Raw genomic sequence first — 17,202 nt, 5'->3', positions numbered from 1 at the left:
GGGGAATGCGACACGGCGGGCAGATTCTGGTCGATGCCTTGGCAAGCAACGGGGTGAAGCGCGTATTTTCCGTGCCGGGCGAGAGTTTCCTTGCCGCGCTGGACGGGCTTTACGCCTCGGGCATCCAGAATATCGTCTGCCGGCAGGAGGGGGGCGCGGCAATGATGGCCGAAGCCCACGGGAAAGTGACCGGACGCCCCGGCATCGCCTTCGTCACCCGTGGTCCCGGCGCCACGAATGGAAGCGCGGGCGTCCATGTCGCGCGGCAGGATTCGACGCCGATGATCCTTTTCGTCGGCCAGATCTCCAGCGCCGACCGCGACCGCGAGGCCTTTCAGGAGGTCGATTACCGCGCGATGTTCGGCCCGCTGGCGAAATGGGTGGCCGAGATCGACCGGACCGAGCGGATCCCCGAATATGTCGCCCGCGCCTTCCACCTTGCCATGTCGGGGCGTCCGGGGCCGGTGGTGCTGGCCCTGCCCGAGGACGTGCTGTCCGCCCGCGCCGAGACGCCCGACCTTGCCCCCTTCAGCCCGCCGCTGGCCGCCGTGGCCGGGGAATCGGTCCGCGCCATCGCCGATGCGCTGGCCGGGGCCGAGCGGCCGCTGGTCGTGCCGGGCGGCACGCTCTGGTCCCAGCAGGCCGCCGAGGATCTTGCCCGCTTCGCCGCCAATTGGGGCCTGCCGGTCGCCGTGCCCTTCCGCCGTCAGGGGCATATGGATAACGCCCATCCCAATTATGTCGGCGATCTGGGTGTCGGGATGAACCCCGCCCTCGGCAAGGCGCTGCAGGAGGCGGATTGCATCCTCTCGCTCGGCTCCCGCCTCGGCGACACGCTGACCCGTGGATACGAGTTGATGTCGCCCGAGCGGCCCCATGCGCGGGTGATCCATGTCCACCCCTCGCCCGACGAGCTTGGCCACCTGTGGCGCCCGGCGCCGGGGCTGGTGGCCGACCCGCGCGAGGTCGTGGCCCGCCTTGCCGAACTGCCCGCACCCCGGAACTGGAGCGAGCGGACCGCCGCCCTGCGCGCGGGTTATGAGAACTGGCGCAAGCCCCGCCCCACCCCCGGACAGGTCAGGATGGAGGAGGTCGTGGCCTGGCTTTCGCAAAACCTGCCGCCGGATGCGGTCATCACCAACGGGGCGGGAAACTACGCCGCCTTCGTCCATCGCTATTACGGCTTCCGCCGCTGGGGCAGTCAGGTCGCGCCGACCTCCGGCTCGATGGGCTACGGCCTTCCCGCCGCCATTGCCGCGAAGCTTGAGCATCCCGAACGCACCGTCGTCTGCATGGCGGGGGACGGCTGCATCCAGATGACGCTGAACGAGCTTTCGACCGCCGCCCAACATGGCGCGGCGGTGATCGTGATCGTCGCCAATAACGGGCGCTACGGCACCATCCGCATGCATCAGGAAAAGACCTATCCCGGCCGCGTCTCGGGCACCGACCTTGCCAGCCCGGATTTCCCGGCGCTGGCGCGGGCCTATGGCGGGCATGGCGAACTTGTGACCCGGCAGGAGGAGTTCGGCCCGGCCTTCCAGCGCGCGCATGAGGCGGGGGGGCTTGCGGTGATCGAGCTTCGCCTCGACCCCGAGGCGCTCTCGACCGGGGCCACGCTGGCCGAGACGCGGGCCGCAGGCGAGGCGCTGCGGCAGCGGGCCTAGAAAGCCGAGGAGACAGCCTGCCATCAGCCGGCCGCGGATGCGGAGGGAGCCTTGCCGGTTCAATTCGGCAGTTCCGCCGCATTGTCGGCATGGCCCTGCGCGAGGCGGCGGCCCCGACGACCGCTGACCCAGCCTGCGGGCCGGGGCGCGTCCACCGTCAAATCCCGCAAGCTCGGGGAACAGGGCAAGGATCTCGTCGATCGCCGCCTTGCCGACCGACTTCATCGCCTCGGCTCCGTTGGCGATGACGACCTCGTCCCGGTCGAAGAGCATGTGGAAAGACTCCACCTCGCCCAGATCCTTCGAGCAAGCCGGCGGCAATGGCCCAGCGGGTATCGTCGGGCCAATGCCACCCAGCCGTTTAGACCCCATCCGGCGGATCGGCTGAACGCCATGATCGCGGCGGGGCTGTCGGAGGGTTCTGCGCGCAAGTCAGATGCCGGTGAGGGTGTTCCCCTGCATCTCCAGCAGGCCGGACTAGCTGCCCTCACAGGGCATCGCGGCACTCGAAGGGGGATCGGCCCATTCCCTCCATTTCCGACATGGTGCTTTGCCTGACCGGATCGTAGTCGCGCAGCCCGGCCCGGATTATCCCATGCGAGGCATGAAAAAGGGGGCAACATGCTGACCGGGTTCGTTCTGTTCTATGTCGGCGCCGTTCTGGTCATCAACGGCCTCTGGCTGCTCGACCGCATCGACGGGCGTGAGATCGTGGTGATCAATCTGGTCACGGCGCTGGTCTCGGGCGCGGTGGTCCTGCACGACGCCTTCGGGGCCGGGGCGGATGCCGCCTCGATCCGCAATGCCACGCTGTCGCTCTTGTTCTGCACCACCTATCTGTGGGTGGCGTGGAACCGGATCTCGGGCGCGGACGGGCGCGGCCTTGGCTGGTTCAGCCTGTTCGTCGCCCTGACCGCCCTGCCGGTTTCCGCAAGCACATTCGCCGCGGCGATGACGCGCGGCGATCTGTGGATGGCGGCGAACTGGCTGGCCTGGGCCGCCCTGTGGTTCGTCTATTTCCTGACGCTGGTGCTGCGCTGGCCCGCCGGGCGGCAAGCCGGCTGGGCCACGCTTCTGGCCGGGATATTCACCGGCTGGCTGCCGGGTTTCCTGATGATCGAGGGCGCCCTCTGACGGATTAGCGCGACAGGCCGCCCGAGACGCTGGGAATATCCCCCGCCGCAAAGCCGTAGTGGCGAAGCCAGCGCAGGTCGCTTTCAAAGAAGGCGCGCAGGTCGGGGATGCCGTATTTCAGCATCGCGATGCGGTCGATGCCCATGCCGAAGGCGAAGCCCTGCCATTGGTCGGGATCGACGCCCGCAGCGGCCAGAACCTTGGGATGGACCATGCCCGAGCCGAGGATCTCCAGCCACGAATTCCCCTGCCCCAGCGTCAGCTTGCCGCCTTCCCATGAGCAGCGGATATCGACCTCGGCCGAAGGCTCGGTGAAGGGGAAATGGCTGGCGCGGAAGCGCAGCTCGACCTCGTCCAGCTCGAAGAAGGCGCGGCAGAATTCCTCCAGCGTCCATTTCAGGTTCGCCATCGAGATGTCGCGGCCAAGGGCCAGCCCCTCGACCTGATGGAACATCGGCGCGTGGGTCTGGTCCATGTCCATACGGTAAACGCGACCCGGCGCGATCACGCGGATCGGCGCGCCGGTCGCCTGCATGGCGCGGATCTGGACCGGAGAGGTATGGGTGCGCAGGACATGGGGCGGGCGGGCATCGCCCTCGGCCCGGGCCATGAAGAAGGTGTCATGCTCCTGCCGGGCGGGATGCTCGGGCGGGATGTTCAGCGCGTCGAAGTTGAACCAGTCGGATTCGATCTGCGGGCCCTCGGCGACGCGGAAGCCCATATCGGCGAAGATCGCGGTGACTTCCTCGGTCACCTGACTGACGGGGTGGATGGTGCCTTGCGGACGCGGGCGGCCCGGCAGGGTCACGTCCAGCCACTCCTCCTTCAGGCGGGCGTCCAGCGCCGCATCCTCAAGCCCCTGCTTGCGGGCGCGGAGTGCTGCGTCAACCTCGTCCTTCAGGCGGTTCAGCTCGGCGCCGCGGGTCTGACGCTCTTCCGGCGTCATGCGGCCCAGTTCCTTCATCATGCCGCTGATCTCGCCCTTCTTGCCGAGCGCGCCGAGGCGCACCTGCTCCAGCGCGTCCGTGTCGGCAGCGCCCGAGATACGGTCGAGATAGGCTTGGCGAAGGGTGGTCAGATCGGACATGGCGGCTTTCCTTGCGGTTCCCGCGCGGATTAACACGCGCGGGCGCAGGGGAAAAGACCAGCTAGGCGAAGGTTTCCGTGACCAGCTCCGCCGGACGGCAAAGCCGGGTGCCGCCCGGACCCTGAACGATCGGGCGTTCGACGAGGATCGGGTTCTGGACCATGTGGTCGAGGATCGTCGCGTCATCGGCGCCGACCAGCCCGCGTTCGGCCGCGTCGGTCCCCTTGACGCGCAGCGCCTGCGCGGGCGTCAGGCCCGCCGCCGCAAGCAGCGCGGCCAGTTCCTCGCGGTCCCAGCCCTGCTGGATATAGTCGATGACGCGAGGCTCATACCCGGCGTCGCGGATCATCTGCAAAACCTTGCGCGAGGTCGAGCAGTTCGGCTTGTGATAGATCGTGATCAACAGCTATTTCCAGATATCGTGGCTGACGCCCGGCGCGATTTCAGGGTGATCGGCGATATGAAAGACCGGATCCCGCCCCGCCTTGCGCTGGGTGACGAAGTCGCGGGTGACATAGGCGATGGTTTTCGAAAGCGCAACGATGGCGATCAGGTTGATCGTCGCCATCACCCCCATCGAGGCGTCGGCGAAATCAAAGACCTTCTGCACCGTCTCGAGCGAACCCCAGACCACCATCCCCAGAACCGCGACGCGCAGCAGCGTCACGACAGACTGGCGGCCGTGGCCAAGATAGACGATCGCGTTCTCGGCATAGGCATAATTGCCGATGATCGAGGTGAAGGCGAAGAAGAAGATCGCGATGGCGACGAAATATTGCCCGGCCATGCCGAATTGCTCGGTCAGCGCGGCCTGCGTCAGGTTCACCCCGGTCAGTTCGGCGCTGGGGACGACCTCGGACAGCAGGATCATCGTCGCCGTGGCCGAGCAGACCAGAATCGTGTCGATAAAGACGCCAAGCGCCTGCACGAAGCCCTGGCTTGAGGGGTGGTGCGGGTTCGGGACCGCGACCGCCGCGATGTTCGGGGCCGAACCCATGCCCGCCTCGTTCGAGAAGAGGCCGCGCTTGACCCCGTTCAGCATTGCCGCGGCAATCCCGCCCGCGGCACCGCCCGCCGCCTGCTCGAACCCGAAGGCCGAGGCGATGATATGGCCGAATACGCCCGGAATCTCGGTGATGTTGGTGATCGAGATCCAGGCCGCCGCCAGCAGATAGGCCCCGGCCATGAAGGGGACCGCGAATTCCGCCACGCGGGCGATTTGCGGGATGCCGCCAAAGATGATCATTGCGGTCAGGGCCGCGATGACGATCCCGACGGTGCCATGCCCGATCCCGAAGGCCGTGGCCGCCGCCCCCGCGATCGAGTTCGACTGCACCGCGTTGAAGATCAGCCCGAAGGTGATGATCAGCGACACCGCAAAGACCGCGCCCAGCCAGCCCTGCCCCAGCCCCTTTCGGATGTAATAGGCCGGACCACCACGATACATGCCGCCCGGCCCGCGCTCCTTGTAAAGCTGGGCCAGCGTCGATTCCGCATAGGCCGTCGCCATGCCGACCAGCGCCACCATCCACATCCAGAAGATCGCGCCCGGCCCGCCCAGCGTGATCGCCACCGCGACCCCGGCGATGTTCCCGGTCCCCACGCGCGAGGCGAGGCTGACGCTCAGCGCCTGAAAAGGCGAAATCCCGTCCTTGTCCCCCGTGCGCGAGCCGATGGCGCAACGCAGCATCTCTCCGAAATGCAGGAACTGGATGAAACCGAGGCGAATGGTGAAAAAGATCCCGACGGCCAGAAGGCCGTAAATCAGGACATATCCCCAGAAAATCGTATTCAGGAAGTCGATGATCGCTGTCATGGCCTGCCCCTGCTACATGCCGCAACTGTGGGGCGACGACCTCGGCCGCGCAAGAATCACCTTGCCGAGACGCGCAGCCAGACCCCTCCATGTGGCCGAAGTGTCAGGATCATGCGCGGCTCCGGCTCGCGCGGGGTCAGTTCGAACCGCAGGCCGGCGACCAGGGTGGCAAGGATGATCACCGCCTCTTGCAGGGCGAAACTCGCGCCGATGCAGATGCGCGGCCCCGCGCCGAAGGGCAGGAAGGCAAAGCGGTCGCGCTGCACCCCCGGCGCGAAGCGGTCGGGATCGAAGCGGTCGGGATCGTCCCACAGCAGGTGGTGGCGATGCAGCGCATAGACCGGCATCATCACGGTATCGCCCGGCCTCACCTCGCGCCCGCCAAGCCAGTCGTGGATGCGCGAGGTGCGCGACAGGAAGGCGGCGGGCGGGTAAAGGCGCAGCGTCTCCTCGACGATCTGGCGGATATAGGTCAGGCGCGGAACATCGGCCGCGGTGGCGGCGCGCGCGCCCAGGACCGTGCGGGCCTCGATGGCCGCGCGGTCCTGCACCTCGGGATCGAAGGCCAGCAGGTAAAGCGCCCATGCCAGCGTCAGGGCCGTCGTCTCGTGTCCCGCGACGATGAAGGTCAAGAGGTTGTCGCGCAACTCGCCCGGTGACATGGCGCGATGCGTCTCGGGATCCTCGCCGGCCCTGAGCAGATCGAGGAGGTCCGGGACCGGGCGCGGCCCGGCCAGCGCCCGCGCCCGGATCGCGTCATCGGCCACCTTCTTCATCCGCCGCAGATCGCGCCCCGAGCCAAGGCGACCCGGCCGCGGGATCCAGCCCGGAAGGCCAAGGATGTCCAGAACCGACAGGCGCGCCGTGCTGGAGATATAGGCGTCGATCGCGTGATGGACCGCGTCGCGGTCGAACCCCTCGTCGCCCGAGAAGGTCACGTCCGAGATTACCTCGAAGGTCGCGGCCACGGTCTCGGAAAAGACATCGACGGCGCGGGTCGCGGCGGCAAGGCGGCGGCGGCTCGCCTCGGCGGCGGCGGTCATCACCGGGGCCAGCGCCTCGACATTGCGTTGCGCGAAGGCCGGGGCGGCGGCGCGGCGCTGCCAGCGCCAATGCGCGCCCTCGGCCACGAACAAAGACTGCCCGATCGCAGGCTCAAGAATAAGCTGCGTGACCAGCGACTTCGGATAATCGTCGACCTTGTCTTTCAGGACGATCCGCAGCGCGTCGGGGTCCATGACCATGTGCCAGCGCTTGCCGGTATGGCCCGAGACCATGGGCTGGCGCACCGCGATCTCGGGGATCAGTTCCAGCACATTGCGCCGCGCAACCAGTGCCGAGCCGACCACGCCAAGCGGCCTGCGCCCCAGAGGGACGCGGACCGGATAGCGGGATCTCTGGCTGTTCTGGTGGGGTGCGGCGAGATCGTCCATGAACGGGAAAACCCGCGCCGGGGGCGCGGGTTTCATTATTTCGCATCTTTTTCAGACGAGAGGGATCAGGCGGCGGCCTTGGCCTGCTCGACGACCGCGGCAAACGCCTCGGGCTCGTGCACGGCCAGGTCGGCCAGAACCTTGCGGTCCACCTCGATGCCGGCCTTCGCCAGCGCCGCGATGAAGCGCGAATAGGTCATTTCCGCATCGACGGCGCGGACGGCGGCGTTGATCCGCTGGATCCACAGCGCGCGGAAGTTGCGCTTGCGGTTCTTGCGGTCGCGGGTCGCGTACTGGTTGGCCTTGTCGACAGCCTGGGTCGCGGTGCGGAAGTTGCGCGAACGGTTGCCGTAATAGCCTTTCGCCGCGTCAAGAACCTTCTTGTGGCGGGCGTGGGTGACTTTACCCGATTTGACTCGTGCCATGTCCGGTTCTCCTTAGCGGTTGTAGGGCATGTATTTCTTGACGATCTTCGCGTCCGCGTCGGACAGGATCATGGTCCCGGTCACATCGCGGATGAATTTCGTCGAGCGCTTGATCATGCCGTGGCGCTTGCCAGCCGGGCCAGCCTTGACTTTGCCCGAGGCCGTCATCGAGAACCGCTTTTTCGCGGCCGATTTGGTCTTCATCTTCGGCATTTTACTCTCCTTGCGGTCAGAGTGAACGCGCGACTCGGCAATGCCATGTCGGCCGGCCGCGCGGGTGGAAGCGCGCCCTATACGGGGGCGCTGGCGAAAAGGCAAGCCCTATTGGCCGGATTGGCCTTCGGGCGCAGGTTCGGTGGTCGCCTCGGGCGCGGTGGCGGGCGCCGTCTCCTCGGGCTTCGGGGCGGTGACGGTGTTCGTGCCCAGCGACTCGCCGCTGGTCAGGCGCGACCAGGACTGGGCCAGCGTGTTCAGGCCCAGCGGCCGGTCGTCCAGCGCCGTGCCTCCGAACATCAGCACCAGCCCCACCACCAGCGCGATCGCGGCGGAGCGCGGCGGTTCGGTCCGTATCACGGCAAGGATGGCAAGCACGACCGACACGGCGCAAAGCGCCACGCCCGCAAGCAGAAGAATATCAATCATCGCGCCATCCCCTCGCCTTCGCAGATCCGTCCGATTGTCGGAACTATTCTGGATCGGTGCGATAGATCAAGCGCTCGTCGCAGGGGGCGATGCGCAAGATGTTGGTGGTGCCCGCCTTGTTGAACGGCACGCCCGCCATGACGACGATCTGGTTCGTCTCGTCGGCAAAGCCGAATTCGCGCGCCGCCTTGGCCGCATTGACCACCGCCTGCTTGAACCGCTCGAGCGAGGGGGTCAGCACGCAATGCGTCCCCCAGGTCAGGCACAGCCTGCGCAGGGTCTCGGTTTCCGAGGACATGGCGATGATCGGCACGCGCGGGCGTTCGCGCGCGATCAGGCTGCCCGTGGTGCCGGATTGGGTGAATGCGCAGATGCACGAGATGTCGGTCGTCTCGGCAATCTCGCGCGCGGCGGCAACGATGGCATCGGCGACCGTCTGGCGCTTGGCCACGCGCGAGCTTTCGATGATCTCGCGATAGGTCGGGTCCGATTCGACCGAGCGGGCGACCGCATCCATGGTGCTGACCGCCTCGACCGGATAGGCACCGGCGGCGCTTTCGGCGGACAGCATGATCGCGTCCGTGCCCTCATAGATCGCCGTCGCCACGTCCGAGACTTCGGCCCGCGTCGGCATCGGGCTTTCGATCATCGATTCCAGCATCTGGGTCGCGACGATCACCGGCTTTGCCGCGGCGCGGCAGGCGCGGGTCAGGCGCTTCTGGATCGGCGGCACCGAATGGACCGGCAGTTCGACGCCAAGATCGCCGCGCGCCACCATGATCCCGTCCGAAACCTTCAGGATCTCGGAGAAGGCGCGGACGGCGGCGGGCTTCTCGATCTTCGAGAGGATCGCGGCGCGTCCATCGGCAAGCTTGCGCGCCTCGATCACGTCCTCGGGGCGCTGCACGAAGCTCAGCGCCAGCCAGTCGACGCCGAGCTGGCAGGCGAATTCCAGATCATCCTTGTCCTTGTCGGACAGCGCGGCCAGCGGCAGGACCACATCGGGCACGTTCACACCCTTGCGGTTCGAGATCGGCCCGCCGGCGGTCACGTTGCAATTGGCGAAATCAGCGCCACAAGCCTCGACCTTCAGGCGGATCTTGCCGTCATTGACCAGAAGCTCCGCTCCGGGCTGAAGGGCCGCGAAAATCTCGGGATGGGGCAGTTGCACCCGCGTCGCGTCGCCCGGCGTGGGGTCGAGGTCGAAGCGGAAGGTCTGGCCGTCGGCCAGATCATGCGGTCCCTGCGCGAAGGTTCCGACCCGCAGCTTCGGACCCTGAAGGTCGGCCAGCACCGCGATCGGGCGGCCCGATTCGGCCTCGATCCGGCGGATGATGTCATAGCGCGCCTTCTGCTCGGCATGGGTGCCGTGGCTCATGTTCAGGCGAAACACGTCCGCGCCGGCCTCGAACAGGGCGCGAATGGTGGTGAAATCGCTGGAGGATGGCCCGAGGGTTGCCACGATCTTGACCTTGCGATGCCGTCTCATCCAATTCCCCTGTCGATGTTTGCGCTAGCACGCGCTGTATAGACCCATGATCCGTGCGGCGGCAACTGTGCCCGGATCAGGGCTTGCACTAAAGCTTGCCGCATGCAAGGCGAAGGAACCATGACCGCAGCAGCTTATACGACCTTTGGCGCCAGCCGAAACTCGCGCTGGCTCATCACCTGCGACCACGCGACGAACCACGTCCCGGACTGGATCAACGGCGGCGATCTGGGCATCGCGCCCGAGGATATGGCCCGCCACATCGCCTATGACGTCGGCGCGGCCGGGCTGGCGCGCCAGCTTGCCGAGCGGCTGGAGGCGCCCGCGATCCAGTCGAATTTCTCGCGGCTGGTGATCGACCCGAACCGGGGCGAGGATGATCCGACGTTGCTGATGCGGATCTATGACGGCACGGTGATCCCCGCCAACCGCCGGATGGACGAGGCCGAGCGCGAGCGGCGGCTGAACCTGCTCTACCGGCCCTATCACGACGCCTATGCAGCCCTGGCCGCGACCCATCCCCGCCGCGCGATCTGCGCGATCCACAGTTTCACCCGCCAGCTTCGCGGGCGGCCGCGCCGGCCCTGGGCGGTCGGCATCCTCTATTCCCACCGCGACGAGCGGCTGGGTCCGGCGCTGATCCGCGAATGCCGGGACAAGGGCTGGGTCACCGGCGATAACGAGCCTTATTCCGGCCATCTCGACGGCGATTCCATCGACCGGCACGCGCTGGCCCATGGCCGCCCGAATGTCCTGATCGAGCTTTGCAACGACCTGATCGAGGATGAGGCGGGACAGGCGCTCTGGGCCGAACGTCTGGCCGGCGTGCTGCGCGACATCCTCGAACGCCACGACCTTTAGCCGCGCTACATCTTCTCGCCCGGCAGCCGGCTGGCCTGCCTGACCCAATCGGCGAATTGCGCCTCGTCCGGCTCGTCGCCCTCATGGATATGGAAGTAGCGCACCAAGGGCTGTTTCGAGCTGACCGGCGGCACCGGCTCAAGCTCGGCCCCGCGGAAGAAGGCGACCTTCACGTATTTCGTCATGCAATGCAGACTCAGGAACCACGATTTGTCGTCCGTGCCGTAGAGGGGTGAGTTCCATTTCACCGCCTTCCGCACGTCCGGCACGGTTCTGACCACCACACCGTCGATCCACGCCCCGACCCCGGATTTCCAGCCGGGCATCGCGGCAATATAATCCTGAACCGGGCCGTCGCCATATCCCTTGGGGATCTGCGGATTGCCGCCCGAAAGCAGGACGGGCTGCGGCTTGTCGGACTTGTCGCTGGTCATGGCATTTCCTCCAACCGACTCGGGCAAGCCTAGCACGCCCGGACCCGCACGCCGCAACCTGGGAAGGGTCCCACACACGTTGCGCCCTCAGAGGAAGCTTTGCGGGTCGATATCCACCGAGAGGCGCAGGTTCGTGGGCGGCTTTGGCGCCTGTGCCAACCATTCGGCTATGGCATTCTGAATCGGGGCCTGACGGGCGGCGCGGATCAGCATTCGCACGCGAAAGCGCGCCCGGATGCGGGCAATGGGCGCGACGGCCGGACCCCAAAGCTCGGCCCCGATGGCCTGCAGCGGCGCGGCGCGGCGCGCCATCTCGCGCGCATGGCCCTCGACGACGGACTGGTCAGGATGGGAGAGGATGATCCCCGCCAGCCGGCCATAGGGCGGCATTCCGACCGCCTGCCGCTGCGCGGCCTCGGCATCCCAGAAATCCTCGTCCTCGCCCGAAAGGATGGCGCGGATGACCGGATGCTCGGGCTGGTGGGTCTGGAGAAGCGCGAGGCCCCTCGCCTCGCCCCCCTCGCGCCCCGCCCGCCCGGCGACCTGCCGCATCAGCTGAAAGCTGCGCTCGGCCGCGCGCATGTCGGCGCCCTGCAACCCCAGATCGGCGTCGATCACGCCCACCAGCGTCAGGCGCGGGAAATTGTGACCCTTGGCGACGATCTGGGTGCCGATGATGATGTCGGTCTCGCCCGCGCTGATCGTGGCGATCGCCTCCTTCAGCGCGCGGGAGGAATGGAACAGGTCGGAACTGAGAACGCTGGCCCGCGCCTCGGGGAAACGCTCGGCCACTTCCTCGGCCAGCCGCTCGACCCCCGGCCCGATCGCGGTCATCCGCCCCTCCACGCCGCAGCTTGGACATGCGGTGGGGATCGGCTTCGTCTCGCCGCATTGGTGGCAGACCAGCCGGTTCTGGAAGCGATGCTCGACCATGCGGGCGTCGCAATGGTCGCAGCCGATCTGCTGGCCGCAAGCGCGGCAGGCGGTAATGGGCGCATAGCCGCGACGGTTCAGGAACAGCAGCGACTGCTCGCCCCGCGCCTTCCGCGCCCGGATCTCGGCCGCGAGGCGGGGCGAGATCCAGCGCCCCTTCTCCATCTCCTCGGCGCGCAGGTCGATCGCCCCCATCTCGGGCAATTCCGCCGTGCCATAGCGCGACCGCAGGTCGATCCGGCCATATTTCCCCGCCCCGGCATTCACCCAGCTTTCCAAGGACGGCGTGGCCGAGGCCAGCACGACCTGCGCCTTGCAGATGCTGGCACGCAGGACGGCCATGTCGCGGGCGCTGTAGAAAACCACGTCCTCCTGCTTATAGCTGGAATCGTGCTCCTCATCGACGACGATCAGGCCCAGATCGGCAAAGGGCAGGAACAGGGCCGAGCGCGCGCCGACCACCATGCCGACCTGGTTCGTTGCGGCCATGGTCCAGAGCCGCCGCCGTTCGGTCCGGGTGATGCCCGAATGCCATTCGCCCGGACGCGCGCCGAACCGCGCCTCGACCCGGTCGAGGAATTCCGAGGAGAGCGCGATTTCCGGCAACAGGACCAATGCCTGACGCCCCTGCCGCAGGCATTCCGCCACGGCCTCCAGATAAACCTCGGTCTTGCCCGAGCCGGTGACGCCGCGCAGCAGCGTCGTGCCATAGCCGCGCTGACCCAGCGCGCCGCGCAGCTTCGCCGCAGCCTCGGCCTGATCGGCGGCAAGCGGCTTCCCCGGCAGGTCGGGGTCAAGATGCGGATAGGGCGTATCGCGCGGGGCCAGCGTCTCGGCCAGCGTGCCGGCCTTGACCAGACCCTGCACCACGCCCGAGCTGACCCCCGCAAGCTGCGCAAGCTCGCCCGGCGCAAAGCCCGCGCCGCCATGTTCCTCGATGACCCTGAGGACGGCGGCACGCGGATCGGTCATCCGCTCCGGCTCCGGGCCCGCGCGATGGATGATCCGCCGTGCCGAGGGCGGCTGGTCCAGATCCGGCGCCCGCGTCGCCATCCGCAGCATCGAAGGCAGCGGCGTCAGGGTATATTCGCCCATCCGGGTCAGGAACTCGATCATCTCGGGCGCAAGCGGCGGGGCGTCGATCAGCCGCGCGACCGGGCGCAGCTTCGCCATGTCGAAATCGCCCATCCCCGGCCCCCAGACCGCGCCCATCACCCGGCGCGGCCCCAAGGGCACCACGACAAGCTGGCCCAGCCGCACCCCGCCCTCGGGGGCGAGGTAGTCGAGGACACCCACCACCTCCTGCGTCAGCACGGCAATGCGCGCGCCATGGGGATAGAACAGCGGCCGGGTCATGCGAAAAGGCGGATCTCGGTCTGGACGGTCAAGGCATTCTCCGGCGGGGCGTGGCGGGATTGTGGCACGGGGGCTGCTTTCCCGGCAACCCGCCCGCCCGGACTTCACCCTGAGCCCGATATGGGCTAAACCCGGGCCAACGCCAAGAGAAGGGCCCAGCCATGAAATTCTTCGTCGACACCGCCGACACCGCCGCCATCCGTGAGCTCAACGACCTCGGCATGGTCGATGGCGTCACCACCAACCCCTCGCTGATCCTGAAATCGGGCCGCGACATCGTCGAGGTCACGAAAGAGATCTGCGACATCGTCGAGGGTCCGGTCAGCGCCGAAGTCGTCGCCAAGGACGCCGCCGACATGATCCGCGAGGGCAAGCACCTCGCCAAGATCGCCTCGAACATCGCGGTCAAGGTGCCGCTGACCTGGGACGGCCTCAAGGCCTGCAAGGCGCTCTCCTCCGAAGGCCATATGGTCAACGTCACGCTCTGCTTCAGCGCGGCGCAGGCGATCCTCGCCGCCAAGGCCGGCGCGACCTTCATCAGCCCCTTCATCGGCCGGCTCGACGACATCAACCTCGACGGGATGCAGCTGATCGAGGACATCCGCACGATCTACGACAATTACGACTTCCGTACCGAAATCCTCGCCGCCTCGATCCGCTCGGTGAACCACATCACCGACGCCGCCCGGGTCGGCGCCGATGTGATCACGGCTCCGCCCGCGGTCATCAAGTCGATGGCGAATCACGTCCTGACCGACAAGGGCCTCGCCCAGTTCGACGCCGACTGGGCCAAGACCGGCCAGAAGATCGGCTGATGGGCGGAGATCAGGCCGCCGACCTGCCCGAGGAGATGCGCGCCCGGCTGCTGGCCCGGCCCGAACTGATCCTCTCGGACCGCGACCTGATGCGCGCGCTGATCGGCGCGCGCGAGGCCGATCTGGGCGAGAATGTCATCGACATCCGCGGCCGGGCCATGCAGGCGCTCGAAACCCGGCTCGACCGGCTCGAAACGGCGCATGAGACGGTGATCTCGGCCGCGTATGAGAACCAGTCGGGCATGAACACCGTCCATCGCGCGGTTCTCTCGCTGCTCGAGCCGATGGATTTCGCGGCCTTTCTCGAGAACCTCGAATCCGCCGTCGCCCCGATCCTTAGGGTCGAGACGCTCAGCCTGATCATGGAATCAGGCTCGGCCGGGCCGTCGCAGGACATGGCGGGACCGCTCACCATCGTTCCTGCGGGAACGGTCGCCGCGCTGATCTCGGGCGGCAGGCGGGCGCCGCGCGCCGATGACATCATCCTGCGCCGTGTCGCGGACCAGTCGCTGCCCTATCACGGCGATGCCCGCGCCCCCATCCGGTCCGAGGCGCTGTTGCCGATCGACCTCGGCCCCGGCCGTTTCCCGGCGCTCCTGCTGATCGGCTCGGCCGAGGTGGGGCGCTTCACCCCGGCGCAGGGCACCGACCTCTTGCGCTTCTTCGGGCAGGCCTTCCGCCTCGTCCTGATCTCCTGGCTGCGCGAATGACCGAAGGGGCGGAGCCGCAATTCGCCCTCGCCCCGCTGATGGCCGATCAGCTCCAGCGCTGGCTCGACAACGAACGCGCGACCCGCGACCGCTCGGACCACACGATCCGGGCCTATCAATCCGACCTCCTGGCCTTCCTCTCCTTCATCGGCGGCTACCGGGGCGAACCGGCCCTGCCCGCGACGCTGGGCAGCCTGACCCAGTCCGACATGCGCGCCTTCGCCGCGGCCGAGCGCGCGCGGGGCTTCTCGGCCCGCTCGCTCGCCCGCAGGCTCTCGGCCACGCGCAGCTTCATCCGCTGGATGTCGGACCGCCACGGCTTCGACGCCTCGCGTGCGTTGGCCTCGCGCGGCCCGAAATTCACCCGCTCGCTGCCGCGACCGCTCAGCCAGGATCAGGCGCGCGACCTCCTCGACAGCGCCGCCGAAAGCCACCCCGAGGCCTGGATCGCCGCGCGGGACACGGCGGTCCTGACCATGCTCTATGGCTGCGGGCTGCGCATCTCCGAGGCGCTGCAGCTCAACGGCTCCGACTGGCCATTGCGCGAGGTGCTGACCATCCGCGGCAAGGGCCAGAAGGAACGCCAGGTTCCCGTCCTTCCGGTGGCACGCACGGCGGTGGCGGAATATCTTGGCCTCTGCCCCTATCCCATGGCCACGAACGAGCCCCTCTTCCGCGGCGCGCGCGGCGGCAGGCTCAACCCGGCGGTGCTGGGCGGCGCCATGCGGCAGATGCGGCAATCCCTCGGCCTGCCGCCAACCGCGACCCCACATGCGCTGCGCCATTCCTTCGCAACGCATCTCCTCGCCGCCGGAGGCGACCTGCGCACGATTCAGGAACTCCTCGGCCATGCCAGCCTCTCGACAACGCAGGTCTATACCGGTGTCGATGACGCGCGGCTGCTCGCCGTCTACCGCGCCGCCCATCCCCGCGGCTGAGGGTCCGGGCGCGACCCCGCATCTTCACCGTTTTCCAAATACCCACCGCGACAGCGCAACCGTCGCGGCCTTTACAATTTCCCACCATCGGATCAAAGACGCTGCGCCATGCTCGATCTTTCCCTCGACCTCGTCCTGATGCTTGTCGGCGCGGCCTTCGCGGCCGGCTTCGTCGATGCGATTGCCGGCGGCGGCGGCCTGATCACGGTGCCCGCCCTGATGCTTGCCGGGTTGCCCCCGGCGCAGGCGCTGGCCACGAACAAGGTCCAGGGCGTGTTCGGCGCCGCGACCGCCGCCATCACCTATGCCCGGCGCGGGCTCGTCAACCCGCGCGAGCAGATCGGCGCGGCGGCGGTGGCCTTCGCGGCCGGGCTCGCCGGGGCGGTTTTCGTGACCTCGATCCCGACCGACGCGCTGCGCTACGGCCTGCCGGTCATCCTGATCGCCATTGCTGTCTTCTTCGCGCTGAAACCGGGCCTCGACGATCGCGACCGCCACCGGCGCATCTCGCCCGCGCTTTTCACCGCAAGCTTCGTGCCGGTCGTGGCCTTCTATGACGGGCTGGTCGGCCCCGGCACGGGGGCTTTCCTCATGCTCGGTTTCGTCATGCTCGCGGGCTACGGTATCCTCAAGGCGACCGCGCATACGAAGCTCCTGAACTTCGCCTCGAATCTCGGCGGCCTCGTCGCCTTCGCCGCAGTGGGCAAGCCCCTCTGGCTCCTCGGTGCCGCGATGGCACTGGCCCAGATCGCCGGGGCGACACTGGGCGCAAGGCTCGCCGTGCGGATCGGCGCCCGCGTGATCAAGCCGCTGCTGGTCGTCACCTCGACCCTTCTGGCGCTGCGGCTGATCTGGCAGTTGCTCTGAGGCCCGCTCAGACGAAATCGAACATCGACGCCTGAAGCTGGCCGATCGGCACGCCTTCCAGCGTCAGCACGTCGCCATCGCCAAAATCGAACACGACGTTCTTGCCGACCTTCGCGGCGACATCCATCAGCTCGCCATAATTGTCGATCCCGTCCACATCTATGGTGATGCTTTCCGCCGGCGCGCCGGTCTCGGTCCCGTCCTTGCGCAAGCCGGTCTCGAAATCGCGGATGACGTCCTTGCCGCCGTCAAAGACGAAGGCGTCATGGCCCCAGCCGCCTAGCATGACGTCATTGCCCGCGCCGCCGCTCAGCGTATCGTCGCCGAAATCGCCATGCAGCGTGTCATTGCCAGCGTCCCCGGCGACGAAATCATTGCCATAGCCGCCGTGGATGGAATCGTTTCCGGCCTCGCCGCGCAGGCGGTCATTGCCACCCTCGCCGAACAGGCTGTCGCGACCGACCCCGCCAAAGACGGTGTCATTGCCCGACCCTCCGGCGATGAAGTCGTTCCCGGCCTCGCCCCAGATCCGGTCATTGCCCGGATCGCCGAACAGGAAATCCCCGCCGTCACCGCCCCAGATGCTGTCGTCGCC

18 protein-coding genes are annotated in these 17,202 nt (G+C 67.7%); 7 read left to right on the top strand and 11 right to left on the bottom strand.

Annotated features, from left to right (window positions below; genetic code table 11):
• The first annotated feature begins 5 nt into the window (after window positions 1-5).
• The gene (locus VNQ78_RS21275) at window positions 6-1,667 is read left to right on the top strand and encodes a thiamine pyrophosphate-binding protein (protein WP_325694057.1); all 1,662 of its coding nucleotides are present in this window, start codon (window positions 6-8) and stop codon (window positions 1,665-1,667) included.
• Between the two features lie 621 nt (window positions 1,668-2,288).
• Entirely contained in the window at window positions 2,289-2,801 is a 513-nt protein-coding gene (locus tag VNQ78_RS21270) for an AmiS/UreI family transporter (protein WP_325694055.1), read from the top strand.
• 4 nt (window positions 2,802-2,805) lie between these two features.
• On the opposite strand, the gene pheS is transcribed toward VNQ78_RS21270, so the two are convergent.
• The 8 genes from pheS to pyk all read right to left on the bottom strand — a co-directional run bounded on the left by pheS (window position 2,806) and on the right by pyk (window position 9,693).
• The gene (gene pheS / locus VNQ78_RS21265) at window positions 2,806-3,888 is read right to left on the bottom strand and encodes a phenylalanine--tRNA ligase subunit alpha (RefSeq protein ID WP_325694052.1); all 1,083 of its coding nucleotides are present in this window, start codon (window positions 3,886-3,888) and stop codon (window positions 2,806-2,808) included.
• 61 nt (window positions 3,889-3,949) lie between these two features.
• Window positions 3,950-4,291, bottom strand: coding sequence for an arsenate reductase family protein (locus tag VNQ78_RS21260; protein WP_325694049.1), 342 nt, complete (start codon window positions 4,289-4,291; stop codon window positions 3,950-3,952).
• A gap of 3 nt (window positions 4,292-4,294) precedes the next feature.
• Entirely contained in the window at window positions 4,295-5,704 is a 1,410-nt protein-coding gene (locus VNQ78_RS21255; RefSeq protein ID WP_325694047.1) for an alanine/glycine:cation symporter family protein, read from the bottom strand.
• A gap of 56 nt (window positions 5,705-5,760) precedes the next feature.
• Window positions 5,761-7,137, bottom strand: a complete 1,377-nt coding sequence (locus VNQ78_RS21250) for a cytochrome P450 (protein WP_325694193.1) — start codon at window positions 7,135-7,137, stop codon at window positions 5,761-5,763.
• A 65-nt stretch (window positions 7,138-7,202) separates the two neighbouring features.
• The gene (gene rplT / locus VNQ78_RS21245; RefSeq protein WP_325694045.1) at window positions 7,203-7,562 is read right to left on the bottom strand and encodes a 50S ribosomal protein L20; all 360 of its coding nucleotides are present in this window, start codon (window positions 7,560-7,562) and stop codon (window positions 7,203-7,205) included.
• Window positions 7,563-7,574: 12 nt separating this feature from the next.
• Window positions 7,575-7,775 carry a 50S ribosomal protein L35 gene (rpmI, locus tag VNQ78_RS21240; protein ID WP_024843601.1) on the bottom strand — a complete coding sequence of 67 codons (201 nt, stop codon included), beginning with the start codon at window positions 7,773-7,775 and terminating at the stop codon, window positions 7,575-7,577.
• A 108-nt stretch (window positions 7,776-7,883) separates the two neighbouring features.
• Complete coding sequence (locus VNQ78_RS21235; protein WP_325694039.1) at window positions 7,884-8,204, bottom strand: hypothetical protein; 321 nt, start codon at window positions 8,202-8,204, stop codon at window positions 7,884-7,886.
• 43 nt (window positions 8,205-8,247) lie between these two features.
• Entirely contained in the window at window positions 8,248-9,693 is a 1,446-nt protein-coding gene (pyk, locus tag VNQ78_RS21230; RefSeq protein ID WP_325694036.1) for a pyruvate kinase, read from the bottom strand.
• A gap of 120 nt (window positions 9,694-9,813) precedes the next feature.
• Between pyk and VNQ78_RS21225 the strand changes: the two genes are divergently transcribed.
• Window positions 9,814-10,554 carry an N-formylglutamate amidohydrolase gene (locus VNQ78_RS21225; protein WP_325694033.1) on the top strand — a complete coding sequence of 247 codons (741 nt, stop codon included), beginning with the start codon at window positions 9,814-9,816 and terminating at the stop codon, window positions 10,552-10,554.
• A 5-nt stretch (window positions 10,555-10,559) separates the two neighbouring features.
• On the opposite strand, the gene VNQ78_RS21220 is transcribed toward VNQ78_RS21225, so the two are convergent.
• Both VNQ78_RS21220 and VNQ78_RS21215 read right to left on the bottom strand, forming a co-directional pair.
• Entirely contained in the window at window positions 10,560-10,988 is a 429-nt protein-coding gene (locus VNQ78_RS21220) for a DUF1801 domain-containing protein (protein ID WP_325694030.1), read from the bottom strand.
• A gap of 87 nt (window positions 10,989-11,075) precedes the next feature.
• Window positions 11,076-13,277, bottom strand: a complete 2,202-nt coding sequence (locus tag VNQ78_RS21215; protein ID WP_325694027.1) for a primosomal protein N' — start codon at window positions 13,275-13,277, stop codon at window positions 11,076-11,078.
• Between the two features lie 161 nt (window positions 13,278-13,438).
• Between VNQ78_RS21215 and fsa the strand changes: the two genes are divergently transcribed.
• The 4 genes from fsa (at window position 13,439) to VNQ78_RS21195 (ending at window position 16,607) form a co-directional block, all read left to right on the top strand.
• The gene (gene fsa / locus VNQ78_RS21210) at window positions 13,439-14,092 is read left to right on the top strand and encodes a fructose-6-phosphate aldolase (protein WP_325694024.1); all 654 of its coding nucleotides are present in this window, start codon (window positions 13,439-13,441) and stop codon (window positions 14,090-14,092) included.
• The gene (locus VNQ78_RS21205) at window positions 14,092-14,802 is read left to right on the top strand and encodes a DUF484 family protein (RefSeq protein WP_325694021.1); all 711 of its coding nucleotides are present in this window, start codon (window positions 14,092-14,094) and stop codon (window positions 14,800-14,802) included. Before fsa ends, VNQ78_RS21205 begins: the two co-directional genes overlap by 1 nt.
• Window positions 14,799-15,740: a tyrosine recombinase XerC gene (locus VNQ78_RS21200; protein ID WP_325694018.1), complete on the top strand. Its 942-nt coding sequence runs from the start codon at window positions 14,799-14,801 to the stop codon at window positions 15,738-15,740. Before VNQ78_RS21205 ends, VNQ78_RS21200 begins: the two co-directional genes overlap by 4 nt.
• Window positions 15,741-15,848: 108 nt before the next feature.
• Window positions 15,849-16,607 carry a TSUP family transporter gene (locus VNQ78_RS21195; protein ID WP_325694015.1) on the top strand — a complete coding sequence of 253 codons (759 nt, stop codon included), beginning with the start codon at window positions 15,849-15,851 and terminating at the stop codon, window positions 16,605-16,607.
• A gap of 7 nt (window positions 16,608-16,614) precedes the next feature.
• Here the strand turns inward: VNQ78_RS21195 and VNQ78_RS21190 are convergent.
• Window positions 16,615-17,202 (bottom strand): calcium-binding protein (locus VNQ78_RS21190; RefSeq protein WP_325694012.1); only part of this gene is annotated, 588 nt, incomplete at its 5' end.

This window comes from Paracoccus sp. (in: a-proteobacteria), from assembly GCF_035556475.1.
Lineage (GTDB): Bacteria > Pseudomonadota > Alphaproteobacteria > Rhodobacterales > Rhodobacteraceae > Paracoccus.
The sequence above is the reverse complement of the archived record's forward strand: the minus strand, read 5'-3'. Positions and strand labels throughout refer to the sequence as shown.